The organism is Sphingomonas sp. 77B, assembly GCF_056497825.1.
Window position 1 is genome coordinate 219,402 of the sequence record NZ_JBWMBY010000002.1, and the last position, 17,804, is coordinate 237,205.

Here is a 17,804-nt window from a genome sequence, read left to right on the forward strand (position 1 = left end):
ATTGGAGGCTGATCGTCAGGCGATCGTGGGGGCGGTGCCGGTCGGGGCCAGCGTCGTCGCGCTCGCGGACCGTGTCGCTCGCTGGAAGCTGGCGGCGTATAGCTCGGCGGACCGCTCGATCGTGAAGCGCCGCGCCTGATCGAGACTGAGCTGCTCGTTCCGGGGCGGCCATTCGGCGCTAATGGCAGCGGCGAGTGCCGCGGTGTCACCGGGCGGCACCAGCAATCCGAGACGGCCATCAGCGAGCAGTGTCGCCATGCTCCGGCTGCAATCGGTCGCAATCACCGTCAAGTTGGCGGCGAGCGCTTCGAGGACGACCGCCGGCACACCTTCGTAGTTCGACGAAAGCAGGAGGGCGTCGAAATGGCTGAAGAGGCTCGTCGGATCTGCGACGTAGCCGGTAAAAGTCACCGCCTGATCGACACCGAGCCGTGCAGCCAGAATTTCGAGCTTCGGACGTTCCGGGCCATCACCGACGATGGTGAGGTGATCGCCGGCCTGTGCGCCCCGCTGGAACGCGCGCAGCATGAGCGCGACGTTCTTTTGGGGAACGAGGCGTCCGACGGCGAGAAATCGACGACCTTGCGTGACCGCAGGCGTGCGCGCACCTTTTTTGCGCAAATCCCGGATCATGGCGTCGGAGAGGGCTGGATCGGGGACTATGTCGATGCGTGTTCTAGCGATGCGAAGGTATTCGGCGATCTCGCCAACCATCGGTTCGGCCATGGCGACAGCCCGATCGATGAACACCCCTTGGAAGCGGAGCCACAGGCGGTAGCCCATACGACCGGCTCGGGGCTGATCGGCTCGGTCGAGGTCGTTGCTGATCTTCGCGACGATGCGAGGACAGGCCCGGCCCAGCAGCAGTTTCATCGCGACCGCGACCACGACATAGGTGTTGCCCGCACAGAACAGTGCGTCGGGTCGTGTCCGTCGAATGAAGCCGGGTAGCGTGACGATCATCCAGATCGTTTCCCACCACCCCGAACCGATCCGCGGCTGTCGCGGGCTATGATAAACGAGATCGACCCCGACATCGTCGCGCATCGCGCCGTCGGTCCGGCCCATGAAGAGCGGCGCATCATAGCCCGACGCGCGCCACTCGCGCACGAGCCGCAGCGCGATGCGTTCGACGCCACCGGGTTCGAAACTGTGCAGGAAGGTCAAAATCTTCATGACTTAAGCCTTCACCAGATCGGCGTAGCGCGCGGGTTCATGGGTTCGGACGAGCCCGGCGACAGCGCGTTCGATGCTGGTCATGATCGCCGGGACCCGCGCATCTCCCGGATGCACGCCGATGCGCGCGGTCGGCAGGAAGCGCATTGCCAAGGGAAGGGTGCGCGCCGCCGCCAAGGACGACAGGATGCGGGACCGGCTGCGGCTCGCCCAGGTCAACACCGGATCACGCGCCAGCGTCCGGCCCGTGCCGGGTTGCCAGACCCTGAAATGGTTCTCCGCGAGGGCAAAATTCATTTCGGCGAGCGCGGCCGAGGTGCCGGGACCATAGAGCCATGCTGGGGCGATGAAGCCTGCGACCGGGGTGCCCGCGATATCTTCCAGCAGGCTCTTGCCCGCCTGCATCTTGATACGCGCAGCGGTCTCGTCGATGCCGAGGAACTCGCCTTCTCCCGCGGTCATCTGCGTTGCCTTCAGGCGGGCGAGACGACCTTCGTGCTTACTATCGTCCCGATGGAAATAGCCGTGCAGGAACAATTCTGCGCCACGGTGCGCGAGATCGCGTAATTTGGTCGCAAAGGGGCTGCCCGGTGTGATCGGTGACGTGCCCCAGTGGTTCGGGACGACGAGCAGCGCGATGCGATCGACGGGTGCGTAGCGGCTCAACAGGTCGTGCAGGCGGTCGACCTGGGACTCGAAGCGCGGGCTGACGTCATGGATCGAGAGAAGCAGGCGCTTCGATGGTGCGCTCGGCGTCATTCATGCACCGCCGCGCAAGAAGAGGGCGTCAGAGGTGTCATGCGACGCATTCGTCTATAGTTTCGCCCAGCTTTCATCGACCGCCCGTCCCTCGTTGACGGGGTAAAACGGCACCACAGCGGCCCACCGCAGTCAGCGGATCAAAAATTCTTCGGCAATGGTCGACTGCGGCTGCTGCTGCTGCGTGCCGTCCTTCGCTCAGCTGGAGGCAGAAGGCATGATCGGGCGTTTGGGTGCAGCAGCATTGGTCATCACAGCGGCAGTCGCGCTCGCCGGCGCTGCCGGTGGTCGGGCCAGCCCAGCGGCGCGGATACCATCGCGCGCGCCGCGCATCGCTCACGGCGTTTCCCTTTTGACCTACAATGTGAAAGGGTTGCCGTGGCCTGTCGCAGGGGGCCGTGTCGCTGCGCTGCAAAGCATCGCCGCTACCCTGCGATCAATGCACCTGCGCGGAGATGCGCCGGAAATCGCTGTCGTCCAAGAGGCATTCACTGAAGGCGCACGCGAAATGATCCGCGCGTCAGGCTATCGATATGCCGCGCTGGGGCCGGGAACCGATTCAACGACGGAAGGCCGGCCATCTACCGACGAGCGGGTTTTCGCCGCTGCCGCGCGGTGGTCGGTTGGTGAGACTGAGGGCAAATTTGTCGGCAGTGGACTTGCCATAATGTCGGACTACCCGATCCTCCGCGTCCGTAGCATGACATTCCCGCATTATGACTGCGCCGGCTACGACTGTCTCGCGGCAAAGGGCGCGATGATCGCGACGATCGCAACACCGGACGCCCCCGGCGGGATCGACGTTTTGACCACGCATCTGAACAGCCGCGGTGCGTCGGGCGTGCCAGCCGAACGGGCCGACGCCGCCTGGAAGCGGCAGTTCGCTTCCCTGACCGCGTTCATCGCCAGAATGCATGATGCGCGCCGCCCCCTGATCGTCGCCGGAGACCTCAACGTCGGGCCGGTGCCGGCTCGCCAGGTCCCGGTGCTGGCCGCTGTGCGGCGCTGGACGGCACAACCCGTGGTGCGCGACGCCCTGCGGCAGGTGGCGGCAACAGGGGGTGCTCTCGACCGCGATGCACGCTGGTCGCTGCATCGGGCCCGTGATTGGCAGCTTCACTTCGACGGCGCCGACATGGCGCTCGACGCGGTCCGCATCACGACCCCGTTCGGCCGGGATGCGTCGGGCAGCATGCTGTCGGATCACGTCGGTTACGTTGCGACCTACCGACTGCGTCCGATCACCAGGAGCGTGACACCGACAGCGTGACGGTCCGGGGTCGCAGGGGTGTGAACTGGCGTTCTTTCAAAAACGGATTGCCGAATGCGAACGTATCTGCGGTCGTGTCGAGCAGATTGTCTATTCGGCCAGTGACAGTCCACTGCTCTCTGCTCATCTGCGCGTTGGCCGACAGCAGAGCATATCCTCCCATCGTGCGATCGGCGGCGGGGTCGAAGGTCAGATGGGCATGGCCGACGTAATTCGCTTGTCCTCCCAAGGACCCCGACCAGTGTCCGACGTTGAAACGCCAGGCGGCGACGAGCCGGGCGCTGAGATCCGGCGTGATCGGCAGCCGGCGATCATCGACTTCCACGCCACCCTCGCTTCGCGTCAGCCTGGCGTCGACATAGCTTGCGCCTGCCGAAATGCGCAGCCTTGACGATGCGTCCCAATCCACGCTGATCTCTGCGCCGAGCACGGCTGCGCTGCCGGCATTGCGTGTCGATACCAGCCCGTTCGGAAGCAGATAATCGCTCTGGATGCCGGACCAGCTCGTATGAAAGGCGCCGACGTCGAAGCGAAGCGTGTCACCGTGCAGATATCCCCGATAGCCCAGTTCGGCAGATCCCAACTCGTCGGCATCGAAGCGCGTCGCTTGCGTGGTCGCATTGGGCGCGAGGCCGCCTGGACGCACAGCGCGGGCGTAACGCAGATAGACCAGTCCCCTGCCGGGCGGGCGCCACGATATGGCGAGGCTGGGGGAGAGCGTCGTTTTCCCGATCCGGCTGACGGTAGCGCCAGCTTCCTCCGCAGTTTCGTCCTCGTCGACCGTGTGCGAGACGCGGGCGCCGACAGTCGCCTGAACGCGCGGCGCGACGTTCAGGGTCGCATTACCAAACCCGGCAATCTCCACCACGCGCCGCGACCGGCTTTGCACCTGGGTTGAATTCGGATCGCGGCTGACCGATTCCATCGTTCCGGTTTCATCGCTCACAGCGCGCATGTACGAGGCGCCGATCAACCATGCGCCCGGCGTCGCCGACGACAGTCGCGCTTCGTGATTGCGGACGGAGTAGCGTCGCGTGTCGCTGAAGCGAAGGGGGCCGACACGGCCGAACGCCGGCGCGGCATCGGTCGCGTCTTGGACATAGTCGACCGCGTGATCGACGTAGCTGGAAGACACCAGAAGCCTTAAATCCCCGATATGACCTGCGAGCGATCCACTGAGCGCCGAAAAGTCGTTGTCACTGGGTTCGGTGATGCCGGCCGGGCGGCGGACCACATCCTCCTGAACCACATACCGGCTATCCCGCGTGTTCACATTCTGCAGGGTGCCGGCGACGTCCAGTGTCCAGACCGGATCGGGCTGCCAGCGCAGCGCCAGCCGAACCCCGGTCGTTTCGGCGCGATTGGCGTTCCTCTTCTGTCCAACGCGGTCGATCCAACCCGCCTCGCGCGACGCATATCCCACGCCGCGTATGGCCAGGCGATCGTCGGCCAGCGGCAGGTTGACTATTCCCTCGATGCCGGCGCCCACCCCGCCGCCCTGCACGATCTCGGTCGAGACACTCGTGTGGAACTGATGTGCGGCGAGGTCGGGTTTCCTCGTCACCATGTGATAGACGCCGCCCAGCGCACCCGAGCCGTAGAGCGGTCCTTGCGGCCCTTTCAGCAGTTCGATCCGCTCCATATCGACCAGTCGCAAATCGGGGTCGGGCGCGTCGAAGGTGATGCGCGCCTCGTCGAGGACGACCGCGACGGTCGATTGGCTAGGGCCATTGAACGGACTGTCGGCGACCCCGCGGATAAATTGCCGATTCCGGCCTGGTCCCAGGTTCGTCAGTGACAGCCCCTCCAGCCCGAAGGCGACGTCGGTCGACGCGACACCGAAGCGGCCGCCCGGAAGCCTGGTGCCTTGCAGGACGGCAATCCCGCCCGGAACGCCGCTGACCGGCTCGATGATCTTTCGCGCCGTGACGACGATTTCCTGTTGCTGCAGCTCTTCCGGGACCGCGATGGGCGGCGCAGCGCGGGTCGCGCGCGGCACCGGTTGCGTCTGGGCCCGCAGATTCCCGCGGGATTCGATGCGATATGTTCTGGGCCCGACCTGCGTGACCGTCAGTTTTGTTCCAACCAGCAATCTCCGCAGGGCAGCCAGCGGTGTCAGCCGCGCGCGGAGCCGTGGGACCATGGCTTTCGGAAGCGGACTGGGCCACGCGACCGCGATGCCCGCCTGCTGCGCGAGCAGTGCGACGCTTGCTTCAAGCGTGCCTTCCGGCAGGTCGATGGTGGCGGTAGATTTTCCGGGTCGGACCGATGTCTGTGCAACCGCTTCAGCGCTCACCGACAGGAACGAAGCGGACACCAGCACCATCAGGGCGGCTTGAAATAGACATGAGCTCTGCAAGATCGCGAAACATCCCCGGACCGTTGGCAATCGCTAGCACTCCCGAGAATCTGCGGTTTCGCAGCCTTTGATCGACGCTCACCCGCTTTCCCGTATAACGAGAGAGGTCGGCAACGACGACATCGAGCGGCGCGTTGGCATATACGAGCCGGCCGCGTCGCCAACTGGCGACGTCGGATGCAACCACCGTCGAAAGACGAGCGCGGCCGCGCCCGCGCTCGGCGAGAAGCTGTTTGCCGGCCGGAACGGCCGCGGCGTTGCCCGTCTGCGGCTGGACGGACACATTTCCCTCTGCAACGGCAACGGTCAGGAAGGACGGCGTAAGATTGACCGAGAATCTCGTACCGATATCACGAACGTCATAATCACCCGCCCGGATCGACAAGGTCCGACCGGCGACATGAGGCACGGCAAAATAGGCCTCGCCCGCTGCAAGCCGCAGTTTCGTCGGATCGCCAGCCTGAACGACAAGGCTCGACCGCGGAGCGAGCGTCACGCGCGTGTCGCCGGCGAGCGTGATGCTCCGAGATTGTGCGGCGGCGTGATAGACCACGTCGGCCGGGGTCTTCGTCAGCATGGGCAAGGCGATCGCTGCCGCGAGCGCTGCGGCGATCGAGCCTCCGATCCAGAGGGGCTTGCGCGTGTTTTGCGGGGCATGATCGGCGACGCCCGTGTCCTCTTCGCGCTGCAGCGAAGGAGCATGATCCTCGATCATGCGGTCCAGCAATGCGACCTCATCGAAGGTGACCCGGTGAGCTGGATCCTGGTCGAGCCATGACATGTACGCGTCCCAATCGGCGTCGTCACGCGCGAGGGCGCGGTGCCAGGCAACGGCCTGATCGAAGACGTCGTCGTCACTTTGACGGGGCGCGCTCATTGCGCGGTAGCCTTTCCGAAAAATCCTAAGCGCTCAAAGACGACACGCATATCGTTCGCCCTCAGTCGGCCAGCGCGCGACGAAGATATTTCATCGCAACCGCCATGTGCTTTTCGACACCGCTGTGGGAGATGCCCAGCTGGGCGGCAACCTCCGCGTGCGACAGTCCTTTCAACTTGTGCAGATCAAAGACCCGACGCGCTCCGTCGGGAACCGTTTCGATCGCCTGCGACAAGCGAGCGAGCTCCTCGCGGTCGATCAGCGCTTTCTCGGCGTCACGCGAGGGATCGACGCGTTCCTCGCACGCGGCGCTGGGTGGTGCCCCGTCGTCGATCCACAACCGCTCACGCCGCATTCGGCGTTGCCGTTCGCGTGCGCGATCGACGATCAGGTTTTGCGCCATACGGAACAGATAGGCCCGACCATTCGCCGTCGGACCAGCACTGCCGCGGTTTGCCTTGAGCCAAAGATCTTGCACCAGATCCTCCGCTTCGGACGCGTCGCCCGTGCGCGAGATGAGAAAGCGCAGCAACTCGGCGCGATGAACGCCGTAGAGGACGTCGAGCGGCAGGTCTTCAACGGGCTCGATCATCTCCACCTAACTCGCGCCTCCCGCCGCCGAAAATGGAAAACTTCGAGGACGATGACAATCGAACACTCGGCCACATTGGGGAATCGTAATTTTGGCGGGGATGCTACCATCGCCGTGGTCCGTCAGGCAGGTTTCGGACCGACCTCGACGGTCGGAAAAGCGAGGATCACCGCGAACCCCGGTCCGCTATCGATCCGGGCGTCACCTCCCATCGCGGAAACGACCGCAGCCACCAGTGCCAGCCCAAGGCCGTTGCCGGGGGATGCCCTGGCATGCTCGACCCTCACGAACCGGCGGAACAACGTGCTGGGGTCTGCCACCGCTGCGCCCGGTCCGTTGTCCCGCACCGTGACGCTCGCAGTCCGGCCATCGGTCTTGCTGACGAGTCGCACCAGGGTTCCTGCTGGCGTATGGCGCAAGGCATTGTCGAGCAGGTTGGCCACTGCCTGACTGAGGAGCCGCTGATCGCCGTGGATAACGGCGCCGGGGCCTGCATCGACTTCGAAGCGATGTCCGTTCGCCTCGAAATCGGGCGCGTAGGTTTCGCCCATCTGCTCCACCAAGGCCGTCAGGTCCACTGGCTGTCGCCGGGATCGATCCTGCATGCCTTCGATCTCGGCGATGCGCAGCAGCGCCGCAAAGATCTCCAGCAATTCAGCCGCTTCGTTCCTCGCCGCCTCGATTGCGGCCCGCTGCGGCTCCGCCTCATGACCCGAGAGCGCGCCATCCAGACGATTGTAGAGCCGCGTGAGCGGCGTACGCAGGTCGTGTGCGACGTCGCTCGATACCTGCCGCAGATTATCGAGCAGGGTATTGATCCGCTCGAGCATCGAATTGATGGTCCGGGCGAGGCGATCGAACTCGCTCCCCGAGCCGTCGACCGGCACCCGGCGCGTGAAATCGCCTGCGATGATCGCCTTTGCGGTCGCGTCGATCCGCGCAAGCCTCCGCCGCGTAATCCAGCCGACGAGCAGCGCGGAAACGCTGCCCATGAGCAGCGTCACCGCCAGAGCGCCGGCGAACAGCTGCATGAGCGTTCGATCGATCTCGTCGAGCCCGCTTCGATCCGCCGCCACGATCAACGTGCCGGCCCCAAGAGATGTCGTCAGCGCCTGGGCGACCCCAACGGCTCTCCCGCGTCGATAGTGCAGGAACTCTTCGTATCCGGGAGCGACGGGATGATCGGTCAGGATCGTCGCGGCGATTGCATTCCCCTCACGATCGAGGAGGATATAGTCGAGACTAGAGGTCGACTGTGCCGCGCTTCTGCGCTCGATCGCGGCGGTGAGGCCCGGCATCGTACCGCGGCTTTCCGCAATCAGCGAGCGCATCTCCGCCTCGATCCGATGATCGAGTTGCTGCTCCAGCGCCTCGTGCGTCACTTCGTAGGCGACCGTACCGATGACAGCCGTCGCCATGCCGAGAAGGAGCGCAACGAGGGTGACGAGGCCGGAGGTCGAGCGCCTGAAGCGGTTCAGCATCATTCGGCCCGCAGCACGTAGCCGGCGCCGCGAACGGTCTCGATCGCATCCCTCTCGAAACCGGCATTCAGCTTCGATCGCAGGCGGGAGAGATGGGTTTCGACGATATTGGTTTGCGGGTCGAAATCGAAATCCCAAACCCGCTCGAGCAACATGGTACGGGTCATGACGCGGCCAGGGTTGCGCATCAGCTCGGCGAGCAAGGCGAACTCGCGGGGCTGCAGGACAATCCGACGACCGTCTCGCTCGACGGTCCGCCGATGCAGATCAAGCGCGATTCCGCTGACGGTGAGAATAGGTGACTCCACCCGCGCGGCAGGCCGCCTGCCCAGCGCGTTCAGCCGCGCCGCAAGCTCCGAGAAGGCGAAGGGTTTTACGAGATAGTCGTCGGCGCCGCCCTCAAGCCCCTCCACCCGGTCGGCAATGCCGCCGACCGCGGTCAGCATGATGACCGGCGTCGCGTCGCCGGCTGCCCGCAGCGCCTTGATGACTGCCAGGCCGTCGAGGCCGGGCAGCATCCGGTCAAGCACGATCGCGTCGAAGTCGCCTCCGGTGGCTTGAAACAGTCCATCTCGCCCATCGGCGCACGTACTAACCTGATGGCCGGCCTGGCTCAGACCTTTGGCGACGAATTGATTGGTTTCGAGATCGTCCTCGATGATCAGGATGCGCATAACCATATTCTACTCGGAAGCCGTTCCCGTTCGCCACCCGCCGCCGAGCGCGCGGAACAATGCGACCTCTCCCTGCGAAACTGCCAGATCGGACTGAGCCTGCTGGAGCGTGGCGGCCGCAGTCGCGCGCTGCGCGTCGACCTGGAGCAGGCCCGTTGCGTCGCCGAGGCGGACGCGAGCCGCGGCCCGGCGGGCATAGGCCTGTGCTTCCCGTGCGGCCGTTTCCAGATCGCGGTTGCGGCGCGTCTCCGCATCGTAGGTAGCCAGCGCCGTCTCGACTTCGCGCAGGGATCGCAGCACGGCGACGTCCCAGCCGGCAAGCGCGGCGCGTTCCGTCGCACGCGCCTGCTCGAGCCGCGCGCGGGCCGGCGCCTGGTTCGGGAACGCCCATGTGACGAGCGGCGAGGCGACCGCCTTGATCCCGCCGGAGAGCAGCCCCAACGCGCCGCCGAGATTGACGCGCGGGTATAGGTCCGCGCGGGCGACACCGACCCGCGCCGCCGCGGCGGCAAGGCGGCGCTCCGCCTCGCGCACGTCGGGGCGACGCAGCAGCAGGGCAGTCCCATCGCCGACCGGCGCGGCGGTGCGCAAGCGGGGCGCGGCGGTGCAGGCGAAGCTGTAGCCGCGTGCTTCAGCGGGTGGCCGCCCCTGCAGCGTGGCGAGGCGGTAGAGCGCGTTGGCACGCTGCGCCTCGAACGGCGCGATCGCGGCGCGGGTCGCGGCGGCGATCGTCGCGACCTGCGATACCTCCAGTGGTGACACCTCACCGGCGCGGAGCTGTTCGCGCACGAGACCGACGGAGCGATCCTGCGCGGTGGCGACCGCGCGCGCGGCGGCCATCGCGCGGGTCGACCCGCACAGGTCGACATAGGCGAGGACGGTGTCGGCGACGACCGCGACCCGCAGCCCGTCGACGACGGCGGCCTGCGCGTCGGCATCGGCACGCGTCGCGGTCGCAGCGGAGCGCAGCCGACCGAACAGATCGATATCCCAGCTCACCGTCGCGGCGATATCGTAATCCGTTGTGGGCACGTTGCCCGATGCGCTCGGCTGCGAGGCGGGGTTGTCGACGCCCAGCGCGCTTTCGATCGTGGTCTGCGGGAGGCGCGCGGCCCGAGCCTGACGCAGCGCGGCGCGCGCGCCGTCGAGATTGGCGTAGGCGACGCGCAGATCGGCATTTGCGGCCAGTGCCGATCGCACCAGCCCGTCCAGCACCGGATCGTCGTAGAGCCGCCACCAGTCGTCCGGGACCGGCGCGATGGACGCGACGGGGAGCGTCGCGAAGCCGCCCATGGCGCTCCCTGGTGCGACCGTGGGCGGCGACCTCGGCACGCTCATGCACGCCGAAGCGAGCAGTGCGAGGATCGGCGTCAGGCAGCGATGCGTCATGCCAGCGCCTCCTTGCGCTCGGGCGAGGGCGAGGCCGCGCGTTCCTCTCCGTAGCGGGCGTAGAGCGCCGGCAGCAGCAGCAGGTTGAGCGCGGTAGACGAGATGAGGCCACCGAGGATCACGATCGCCATCGGGTGTTCGATCTCGTGCCCCGGCGCGTTGCCTGCGACGATCAAGGGCACGAGCGCCAGGCCGGCACACGCTGCGGTCATCAGGATCGGTACCAGCCGCTCCTCCGCACCGCGCAGCACCAGTTCGCGCCCGAACGCCACGCCTTCGTGACGTTCCAGATGCTGATAATGCGAGAGCAGCATGATGCCGTTGCGCGCCGCGATGCCGATCACGGTGACGAACCCGACGAGCGAGCCTAGCGACAGCACACCGCCGGTGAGCGCCACCGCCGCCACGCCCCCGACCAGCGCGAAAGGCAGGCTGACGCCGACGAGCGCGGTGATGCGGCGTGAGCGGAACTCGATCCACACGAGGAGCAGGATGCCGATCAGGCAGAACCCGCCGGTGGACCAGAGCCGCTGACGCGAATCCTTCAGCGCGGCATATTCGCCCAGCACCTGGGGGTGATAGCCGGTGGCGAACGGCACCTTGGCGACCTCGGCGTCGACCGCCTGCGCCGCCGTTCCCAGGTCTGCGCCCGCGACGTTCATCGTCACGTCCAGCCGGCGCTGGCCGTTCTCGCGCTTCACCTCGTTGGGGGCGGGGACGATCTCAACATCGGCGATATCGCCGAGCCGTACCGGCGCACCGGCGCCCGACCCACTGCCGCTACTCGGCAGCGCGCCACCAAGCGTCGGAGCCTGGATCATCAGATCGCGCAATGCGTGAATGTTGTTGCGGACGGCCGGCTCGCCCCAAACCGCGACGTCGAACGCTTTCTGGTCGCGATAGATTTCGCCGACCTTCTGCTGCGCCACGAGAATCTGAGCTTGCCGCCGGACCTCGCCGGCCGACAGCCCGAGCCGCGCCAGTTCGGCCGGTTTCGGGCGGACACGAATTTGTGGTACGAGCACCTGGCTTTCGAGCTTCAGGTCAGAAATGCCTTGTATGCCCGCGATGGCCGACCGGACCCGCGCGCCCGCCGCGCGCAGCTCGTCCTGATCTGGACCGTAGATGCGAACCACGATCGTGGCCCCGGCGCCGGTCAGCACCTCCTTGATGCGCTCGCGCAGATAGGTCAGCACGTCGCGGAAGAGACCCGGATAGCCCTCGACCACGTCCTTGATGCGCTTCACCGAAGCGTCATAGTCGGCGTTCTCGTCAAGGCTGATCCACAATTCGGTAAAGTTGGGGCCGACTACCTCGTCGGCCTGTTCGGCGCGGCCGATGTGCGCGCCGAAATTGCGCACGCCAGGGATCGCGCGCAGTTCCTTAGAGGCTCGGATCGTGATCCGGTCCATCGCCTCGATCGAGGTGCCGGGCTTCTCGACGAAGTGCATCAGGAAGTCCGTTTCGCGGAAATCCGGAAGAAACTGATCCTTGAACGTCTCATAGCCGACCCCGGCGAGCAGTAGCCCGCCTGCGACGATGCCGACCGCGAGCGACGGCCGCCCGACGACGCGCGGCAGGAAGCCGACGTAGCGACGCTTAAGAGCGGCAACGAACCGGGTGTCGCGCTCCTCCTTGAGCGGCGCATTCGGGAGAAGGAGCAGGCACATCGCCGGCGTGACGGTCAGCGCGACGAGCAGCGACGTGCCGATCGCCAGCACATAGGCGACGGCGAGCGGCTGGAAGAAGGTGCCGGCGACGCCGCCGAGAAAGAAGATCGGCACGAAGACCAGCATCACGATCAGCGAGGCGAACACCACAGCCGAACGCACCTCCAAAGAGGCGGCGAGCACCACGTCGAACGCAGGCTTCGGATCGGCGGATTCGCGGTTCAGCCGCAGGCGGCGCGCGATGTTCTCGACATCGATGATCGCGTCATCGACCACTTCGCCCAGCGCGATGACGAGCCCGGCGATGATCATCACGTTGATCGTCGCTCCAGACCACAGCAATGCTAGGCCCGCGCCGAGCAGCGACAGCGGAATCGCGACGAGGCTGATCGTCGCCTGCCGCCAGTCGCGAGTGAACAGGAACAGCACCACCGCGACCAGCACACAGCCGATCAGGAGGGCGCGGGTGAGGTTGTCGATCGACCGTTCGATGAAGGTCGCGGGGCGGAAGATCGTGGTATCGACCTTCACGTCCTTCAGGCCCGGCTTCAGCTCGGCGAAGGCGGCCTCCACCGCGCGGGTCAGTTCCAGCGTGTTGGCGGTCGGCTGCTTCTCGACGATCAGCATGATGCCGGGGCCGTCGTCGATGATGGCGTTGCCGATCGGCGCGGCGAAACCGTCGACCACGCGAGCGACGTCGCCGATGCGGACCGGCGCTTCGCCCGCCTGCTTGACGATCGCCTGCCTCAGGTCGGCCGCAGTCTGGACCGTGCCCGCCTGCTGGACCGCGAGGCGCTGGTTGGGCGTATCGACGAACCCGCCGCCGCCGACCAGCACCGCGTCGCCCGCTGCGGCGCGGACCTCGGCCAGCGTCACGCCGGCGGCGCGCAGGCGGTCGGGATCGACCAGCACCTGAAGCTGGCGATCGCGCTGGCCCCATACCGCGACGTTGGCGACGCCGGGGACGGCCATCAGCCGCGGCCGGACCGTCCAGCGCACCAGCTCGGATATCTGCATCTGGTCGAGCTTCTTCGAGGACAGCCCGACCTTCATCGCGCGGCTGGTCGAGGACAGCGGCGGCATCAGCACCGGCTGACGCGCCGCGAGCGGCAGGCGCGGCTGGACCTGCGTGATCCGCTCACCGACCATCTGGCGCGCGCGGACCACGTCGGACCCGCGCTCGAATAATATCTGTACCGACGATAGTCCCAGCACCGACTTGGAGCGCAGCGTCATAAGGCCGGGCACGCCGTTGACCGCCGTCTCGATCGGCACCGTCACCAGGCTCTCGACCTCCTCGGTCGACAGGCCCGGCGCCTCGGTCTGGATTTCGACCATCGGCGGGGCGAATTCGGGGAACACGTCAAGCGGCACGTCTCGCCCGGCGCCGACGCCAAGCACGACCAGCAAGGCGGCGAGCGCGAGGACGAGGACGCGCTGCGCAAGCGCGAAATGGACGAACCGGCCGAGCATCAGTGCGCCGCCCCGAATTCGGTCCCGAACAACTCCGCCGCGCCATCGGTCACGACCTCCGCGCCCGACGCCAGCCCGCGCGCGAGTAACGCCCAACCGCCACTCTCCGATGCGACCTCGACGCGCTGACGGACGAAGGTGTCGGGCGCGGTCTTCCGATAGACCCACTCGCCGCCATAGATATCGCGCAGGATCGCGGCCGACGGCACCGAAAGTCCCTCGATCTGCCCGGCGAGCGGCAAGTCGACCGCAACACGCTGACCGACCCGGAACGCCCGGTCGCGATTGTCGACCGCATAGTAGAGATCGACGGTGCCTGCGTTGGTGTTGGCCGATGGCGGAGCCTGCACCGGTCGTGCGGATCGCGGCGCACCGCCTTCACCCAGGTTGCGAACGGTTGCGGCGCCGTCACGGCGGACATTGCCCACGTCGCTGCCAAACACCGATGCGCGCACCCACAGGGTTGCCTGGGACCCTATCGACGCGACCGTCGGTCCGAGGAGCTGTCGCTGCTGGCGTGCGGCGCCGAGCGCGGCCTGGGCGGCAGCCAGCGCCGCGGCGGCCTCGTCGCGACCGCGCACGCTGCCCGCTTCCTCGCGCACCAGGCTGGCGGCGCGGTCGAGGGCGATCCGCGCCAGCCGCGCCTGTGCGGTCGCGCGCGCCAGTTCGGCGTCCGCCGCGGCCTGCTGGCTGCCGATCTGCTGAAGATTGGTGGTCGAGTTGACGGGCACGCCGTTAGCGCTGGTCGGCGGTACCACGATCTCGCCGGCCACCTGTCGCGCGGCGCTGACCGAACCGCTCGCGACGCGGACGAGAGCGATCCCGAGTCGCTGCTGGGCCTGCGGCGTCAGCGTCAGCTTCAGCAGTTCGGCCTCGTGCGCGACCGGCTCGGCATGGGCCGGCGGACCTGCGGGCGACTTGGACGGTTCGGTGCCGCAGCCGGCGATGATTAACGGGACGAGAAGAAAGGGTGTGCGCATGGCGCCGGCATAGGTGCAGTCGATTGGCTCCGACTTGCCGGAACTATACAATCTCCCAATACACGCCGCAAAAACCGGCACTCGGCCCCTAAGATTGGGAAATCACAATCCTGCGGCCATTCCCTGGCCGCGCCATCGGTCTAATTGGTGAACGATGGACAGCTGGATCCAAGACCTGATCGCGCAGCTCGGATACCTCGGTATCGCGGCTTTGATGTTTGCAGAAACGGTGTTCCCGCCACTGCCTTCCGAGGTGATCATGCCATTTGCGGGCATGGAGGCGGGTCGCGGCGTGATGGCGCTGCCGGGAGTGATCGCCGCAGGAACCGCGGGTGCGATGGCAGGAAACATCGCCTGGTATCTCGTCGCACGCGCGCTTGGCATTACGCGGTTCGACGGTTTGATCGAACGGTATGGCCGATGGCTCACTATAAGCCGGAACGACGTCGACCGCGGGCAACGCCTCTTTGCCAACGGGGGAGCGCTCTTCGTTTGCGTGGGACGTCTCGTGCCGACGATCCGCTCGATCGTATCGATCCCGGCAGGACTTCTGGCGATGCCATTCGGCCAGTTCGTTTTCTGGTCTCTCCTTGGTACCACCGCCTGGACGTCGATCTTAGCCGTCGCCGGCTCTGCCTTGGGGCAGGGCTATGGCGCGGTCGAGCGTTTCGTCGGACCGATCTCGCTTGGAATCATCGTCCTTCTCGTGGTTGCCTATGTTTGGCGGGTAGCGACATGGCGACGTTAACGATGGCGTGGGACCGTTTGCGGCGCCGGCCTGAGCTCCTGTTGATGGTCACGTTGGCCGTGGCTGCGATCGTCGGCTTCGTTGTCTGGAAACTCGGCTCCGAGATCCGGGAAGGCGAAACAAATGCCTTCGATCGTTCAGCCCTTTATTGGGTGCGAGACCATCTGGGTGGCATCGCACCCCTACGTGCCGCGATGCTTGATCTCACCGCATTGGGGGATACCGCAACCCTGACCCTCGTCGTGATGCTCACCGCCGGTTTCGCCGCCGCCAGTAGAAAAACGGCTCTGGCTGCCTTCGTTGTAGCCGAGGCAGGTGTTGGGACGTCGATCACAGCGCTCGTGAAACCCTGGTTCGGCCGGGCGCGTCCCGATGTGGTGGAGCACTGGGCGCCTTTCAGTTCCGCGAGCTTTCCAAGCGGCCATTCGGCGAACTCGGCGATCGTCTATCTATCGATCGCCCTGCTAGCCGCGCAATGGGCACCGACCCGTGGTGGCCGCGTGTTCCTTGTCGGCGCATCGATCGCATTGGTCATGGGCATTGGCTTTTCGCGCGTGTTCCTCGGTGTTCATTGGCCAACGGACGTGCTTGCAGGCTGGGCAGTGGGATCGGGTTGGGCACTCGTCTGCCTGACGATCCTCTACGTATACGGTCAGAAACGCGCTTTAAGGTCGGTCGAGGACGGGTCGCGCTAACTCATTGCTATCAAATGCAGGGCCAATCGACGGTGAGGTGGTCTCGCCTTTCTGGTTAGTTTGGCGGCTGAGCTAAGCTATACCCCAGTTGGATTACGCCGCCATTCTGGTGAACGCCATATCCGGGGCATGCCCCGGATATGGCGTTGCCGCGATCTGCCCGTACACCTCGTCCGGCGTTCTGCCGCCGAGGCGAGAGTGAGGCCGCTGCCCGTTGTAACTGGCCGAGCCCGGTCCGCAGCTCGGAGCCGGTCTCGAACGCGTTCAGGTAGACGCACTCTTACTTCAGCGACCGCCAAAGCCCCTCGATGAAGACGTTGTCCATCCAGCGGCCACGTCCGTCCATGCTGATCCGCACCTCGGCATCGCGCAACACGTCGGTGAAGTCGGCGCTGGTGAACTGGCTGCCTTGATCCGTGTTGAAGATCTCGGGCCTGCCGAAGCGCGCCAACGCTTCCTTCAAAGCCTCGACGCAGAACTCCGCGTCCATCGTGTTCGACAACCGCCAGGCGAGCACCCTCCGCGACGCCCAGTCCATGACGGCGACGAGATAGAGGAAGCCCCGCCGCATCGGCAGGTACGTAATGTCGGCGCACCAGACGTGACCCGGCCGGGTGATCTCCAGATCGCGCAGCAGGTACGGGTAGATCCGGTGCTCCGGGTGCGGATCGCTCGTCCGTGGGCGCTGGTAGATGGGCGCAAGTCCCATCTTCGTCATCAGCCGCCGCACCCGCCGACGCCCGACCGCGTGGCCGAGGCGGCACAGGTGCCGCGCCATTTGACGGCTGCCATACCAGGGGTAGTCGAGGAACGAGGCGTCGATCACCGCCATCAGCGCCAGCGTCTCGGCCGTCTCCGGCGTCGGCACATAGTAAAATGACGACCGGCTGATCGACACCAGCCGGCACTGCGCCGCGATCGACAGGCTGGCATGCTCCCGCTCGATCATCTGCCGCCGTCGCGCGACACTCATCGCGCGAACCCCTTGGACAAAAATCCCGCTCCACCACCAGTTGCCCGATCTTGGCGTGCAGCTTCTCGATCTCGGTGTCGCCCGCGGCCTTCGCCGCCTCGGTCGCACCCGAGAAGGTCGCGGCCATGCCGTCAATCGCCTGCCGCTTCCACGTCGCTATCACCGTCGGGTGAATGCCATGCTTCGTCGCCAGCTCCGCCAGCGTCAGGTCGCCCCGGATCGCCTCCAGCGCCACCTTGGCCTTGAACTCGCCCGTATACCGCTTCCGCGTCGTCTTCATTGCCGTCCATCCCTCACGTCCGGGATAGCTTAGCCTCCTGTCCAGAGAACCGGCACCACCTCAGAGTTCGCCAATCCACTCCGCCCCTTGCAGCGGTTGGTGTTCAACAAACGTCGGTAAGCGCCCAAGGCGGAGAGGCAGCTCTCGAACATCGCGCCGCTCCGCTGCTATGAGTCACCTGCAAGCGCCGCAGCGAGTCAGTTTCGATGCCACCACCACCGGAACACGCGGCCGGGTTGCTCAGCTGATCGGGAAGTCGGGCGATACGCTCGGCCGGACGAAGGGCGATCGAGGCATCCGGGCCGTGATCGCCCAGAGCCGGGCGCCGCGCAACGGCCCCACGAGAGCCTTGCGGCTCGAGTGGGCCTGAGATCGACGGCGGTCCTTCGGCGGGTGGGGGGAGAGCCG

Annotated in this window: 13 protein-coding genes and 1 pseudogene; 3 read left to right on the plus strand and 11 right to left on the minus strand. The window is 66.2% G+C overall.

The annotated features are described in order from the left end of the window. Positions 1–15: 15 nt before the first annotated feature. Positions 16–1,176, minus strand: a complete 1,161-nt coding sequence (locus AC1GI4_RS18400) for a glycosyltransferase (RefSeq protein WP_170172111.1) — start codon at positions 1,174–1,176, stop codon at positions 16–18. Between the two features lie 3 nt (positions 1,177–1,179). Continuing rightward, the gene (locus AC1GI4_RS18405; RefSeq protein WP_170172110.1) at positions 1,180–1,935 is read right to left on the minus strand and encodes a DUF2334 domain-containing protein; all 756 of its coding nucleotides are present in this window, start codon (positions 1,933–1,935) and stop codon (positions 1,180–1,182) included. A gap of 217 nt (positions 1,936–2,152) precedes the next feature. Here AC1GI4_RS18405 and AC1GI4_RS18410 point away from each other — a divergent pair, with 217 nt between their 5' ends. After that, on the plus strand, positions 2,153–3,205 hold the full coding sequence (locus tag AC1GI4_RS18410; protein ID WP_170172109.1) for an endonuclease/exonuclease/phosphatase family protein: 1,053 nt from the start codon (positions 2,153–2,155) through the stop codon (positions 3,203–3,205). Here the strand turns inward: AC1GI4_RS18410 and AC1GI4_RS18415 are convergent. From AC1GI4_RS18415 to AC1GI4_RS18450, 8 genes are all read right to left on the minus strand, one after another. Then, complete coding sequence (locus tag AC1GI4_RS18415) at positions 3,177–5,531, minus strand: TonB-dependent receptor (RefSeq protein WP_170172108.1); 2,355 nt, start codon at positions 5,529–5,531, stop codon at positions 3,177–3,179. The two genes, AC1GI4_RS18410 and AC1GI4_RS18415, sit on opposite strands and share 29 nt — an antisense overlap. Then, positions 5,491–6,441 (minus strand): FecR family protein, encoded by a 951-nt coding sequence (locus AC1GI4_RS18420; RefSeq protein ID WP_170172107.1) that lies wholly within the window; start codon positions 6,439–6,441, stop codon positions 5,491–5,493. Before AC1GI4_RS18420 ends, AC1GI4_RS18415 begins: the two co-directional genes overlap by 41 nt. 61 nt (positions 6,442–6,502) lie before the next feature. Further along, entirely contained in the window at positions 6,503–7,033 is a 531-nt protein-coding gene (locus AC1GI4_RS18425; RefSeq protein ID WP_206379057.1) for an RNA polymerase sigma factor, read from the minus strand. 122 nt (positions 7,034–7,155) lie between these two features. Next, positions 7,156–8,517, minus strand: a complete 1,362-nt coding sequence (locus AC1GI4_RS18430) for a sensor histidine kinase (RefSeq protein WP_240954925.1) — start codon at positions 8,515–8,517, stop codon at positions 7,156–7,158. After that, on the minus strand, positions 8,514–9,188 hold the full coding sequence (locus tag AC1GI4_RS18435; RefSeq protein ID WP_170172106.1) for a response regulator transcription factor: 675 nt from the start codon (positions 9,186–9,188) through the stop codon (positions 8,514–8,516). The genes AC1GI4_RS18430 and AC1GI4_RS18435 overlap by 4 nt, the downstream gene beginning before the upstream one ends. Before the next feature lie 9 nt (positions 9,189–9,197). Next, positions 9,198–10,577 (minus strand): efflux transporter outer membrane subunit, encoded by a 1,380-nt coding sequence (locus AC1GI4_RS18440; RefSeq protein WP_479630533.1) that lies wholly within the window; start codon positions 10,575–10,577, stop codon positions 9,198–9,200. Beyond that, positions 10,574–13,720: an efflux RND transporter permease subunit gene (locus tag AC1GI4_RS18445; RefSeq protein ID WP_170172104.1), complete on the minus strand. Its 3,147-nt coding sequence runs from the start codon at positions 13,718–13,720 to the stop codon at positions 10,574–10,576. Before AC1GI4_RS18445 ends, AC1GI4_RS18440 begins: the two co-directional genes overlap by 4 nt. Next, entirely contained in the window at positions 13,720–14,700 is a 981-nt protein-coding gene (locus tag AC1GI4_RS18450) for an efflux RND transporter periplasmic adaptor subunit (protein WP_170172103.1), read from the minus strand. The genes AC1GI4_RS18445 and AC1GI4_RS18450 overlap by 1 nt, the downstream gene beginning before the upstream one ends. 154 nt (positions 14,701–14,854) lie before the next feature. On the opposite strand from AC1GI4_RS18450, the gene AC1GI4_RS18455 reads away from it, so the two are divergent. Together AC1GI4_RS18455 and AC1GI4_RS18460 are read left to right on the plus strand one after the other, a co-directional pair. Beyond that, positions 14,855–15,448 carry a DedA family protein gene (locus AC1GI4_RS18455; protein ID WP_064311274.1) on the plus strand — a complete coding sequence of 198 codons (594 nt, stop codon included), beginning with the start codon at positions 14,855–14,857 and terminating at the stop codon, positions 15,446–15,448. A gap of 59 nt (positions 15,449–15,507) precedes the next feature. After that, positions 15,508–16,143, plus strand: coding sequence for a phosphatase PAP2 family protein (locus AC1GI4_RS18460; protein ID WP_479630534.1), 636 nt, complete (start codon positions 15,508–15,510; stop codon positions 16,141–16,143). Between the two features lie 93 nt (positions 16,144–16,236). On the opposite strand, the pseudogene AC1GI4_RS18465 reads toward AC1GI4_RS18460, so the two are convergent. Next, positions 16,237–17,396, minus strand: a pseudogene (locus AC1GI4_RS18465) (IS3 family transposase). Positions 17,397–17,804: the final 408 nt, after the last annotated feature.

Bases quoted from the DNA above. Each gene is read 5' to 3' on its own strand.
- AC1GI4_RS18450 (WP_170172103.1), bottom strand. From the start codon at position 14,700: ATGCGCACACCCTTTCTTCTCGTCCCGTTAATCATCGCCGGCTGCGGC.
- AC1GI4_RS18420 (WP_170172107.1), bottom strand. From the start codon at position 6,441: ATGAGCGCGCCCCGTCAAAGTGACGACGACGTCTTCGATCAGGCCGTT.
- AC1GI4_RS18405 (WP_170172110.1), bottom strand. From the start codon at position 1,935: ATGACGCCGAGCGCACCATCGAAGCGCCTGCTTCTCTCGATCCATGAC.
- AC1GI4_RS18410 (WP_170172109.1), top strand. From the start codon at position 2,153: ATGATCGGGCGTTTGGGTGCAGCAGCATTGGTCATCACAGCGGCAGTC.
- AC1GI4_RS18415 (WP_170172108.1), bottom strand. From the start codon at position 5,531: ATGGTGCTGGTGTCCGCTTCGTTCCTGTCGGTGAGCGCTGAAGCGGTT.
- AC1GI4_RS18440 (WP_479630533.1), bottom strand. From the start codon at position 10,577: ATGACGCATCGCTGCCTGACGCCGATCCTCGCACTGCTCGCTTCGGCG.
- AC1GI4_RS18455 (WP_064311274.1), top strand. From the start codon at position 14,855: ATGGACAGCTGGATCCAAGACCTGATCGCGCAGCTCGGATACCTCGGT.
- AC1GI4_RS18425 (WP_206379057.1), bottom strand. From the start codon at position 7,033: ATGATCGAGCCCGTTGAAGACCTGCCGCTCGACGTCCTCTACGGCGTT.
- AC1GI4_RS18435 (WP_170172106.1), bottom strand. From the start codon at position 9,188: ATGCGCATCCTGATCATCGAGGACGATCTCGAAACCAATCAATTCGTC.
- AC1GI4_RS18430 (WP_240954925.1), bottom strand. From the start codon at position 8,517: ATGATGCTGAACCGCTTCAGGCGCTCGACCTCCGGCCTCGTCACCCTC.
- AC1GI4_RS18400 (WP_170172111.1), bottom strand. From the start codon at position 1,176: ATGAAGATTTTGACCTTCCTGCACAGTTTCGAACCCGGTGGCGTCGAA.
- AC1GI4_RS18445 (WP_170172104.1), bottom strand. From the start codon at position 13,720: ATGCTCGGCCGGTTCGTCCATTTCGCGCTTGCGCAGCGCGTCCTCGTC.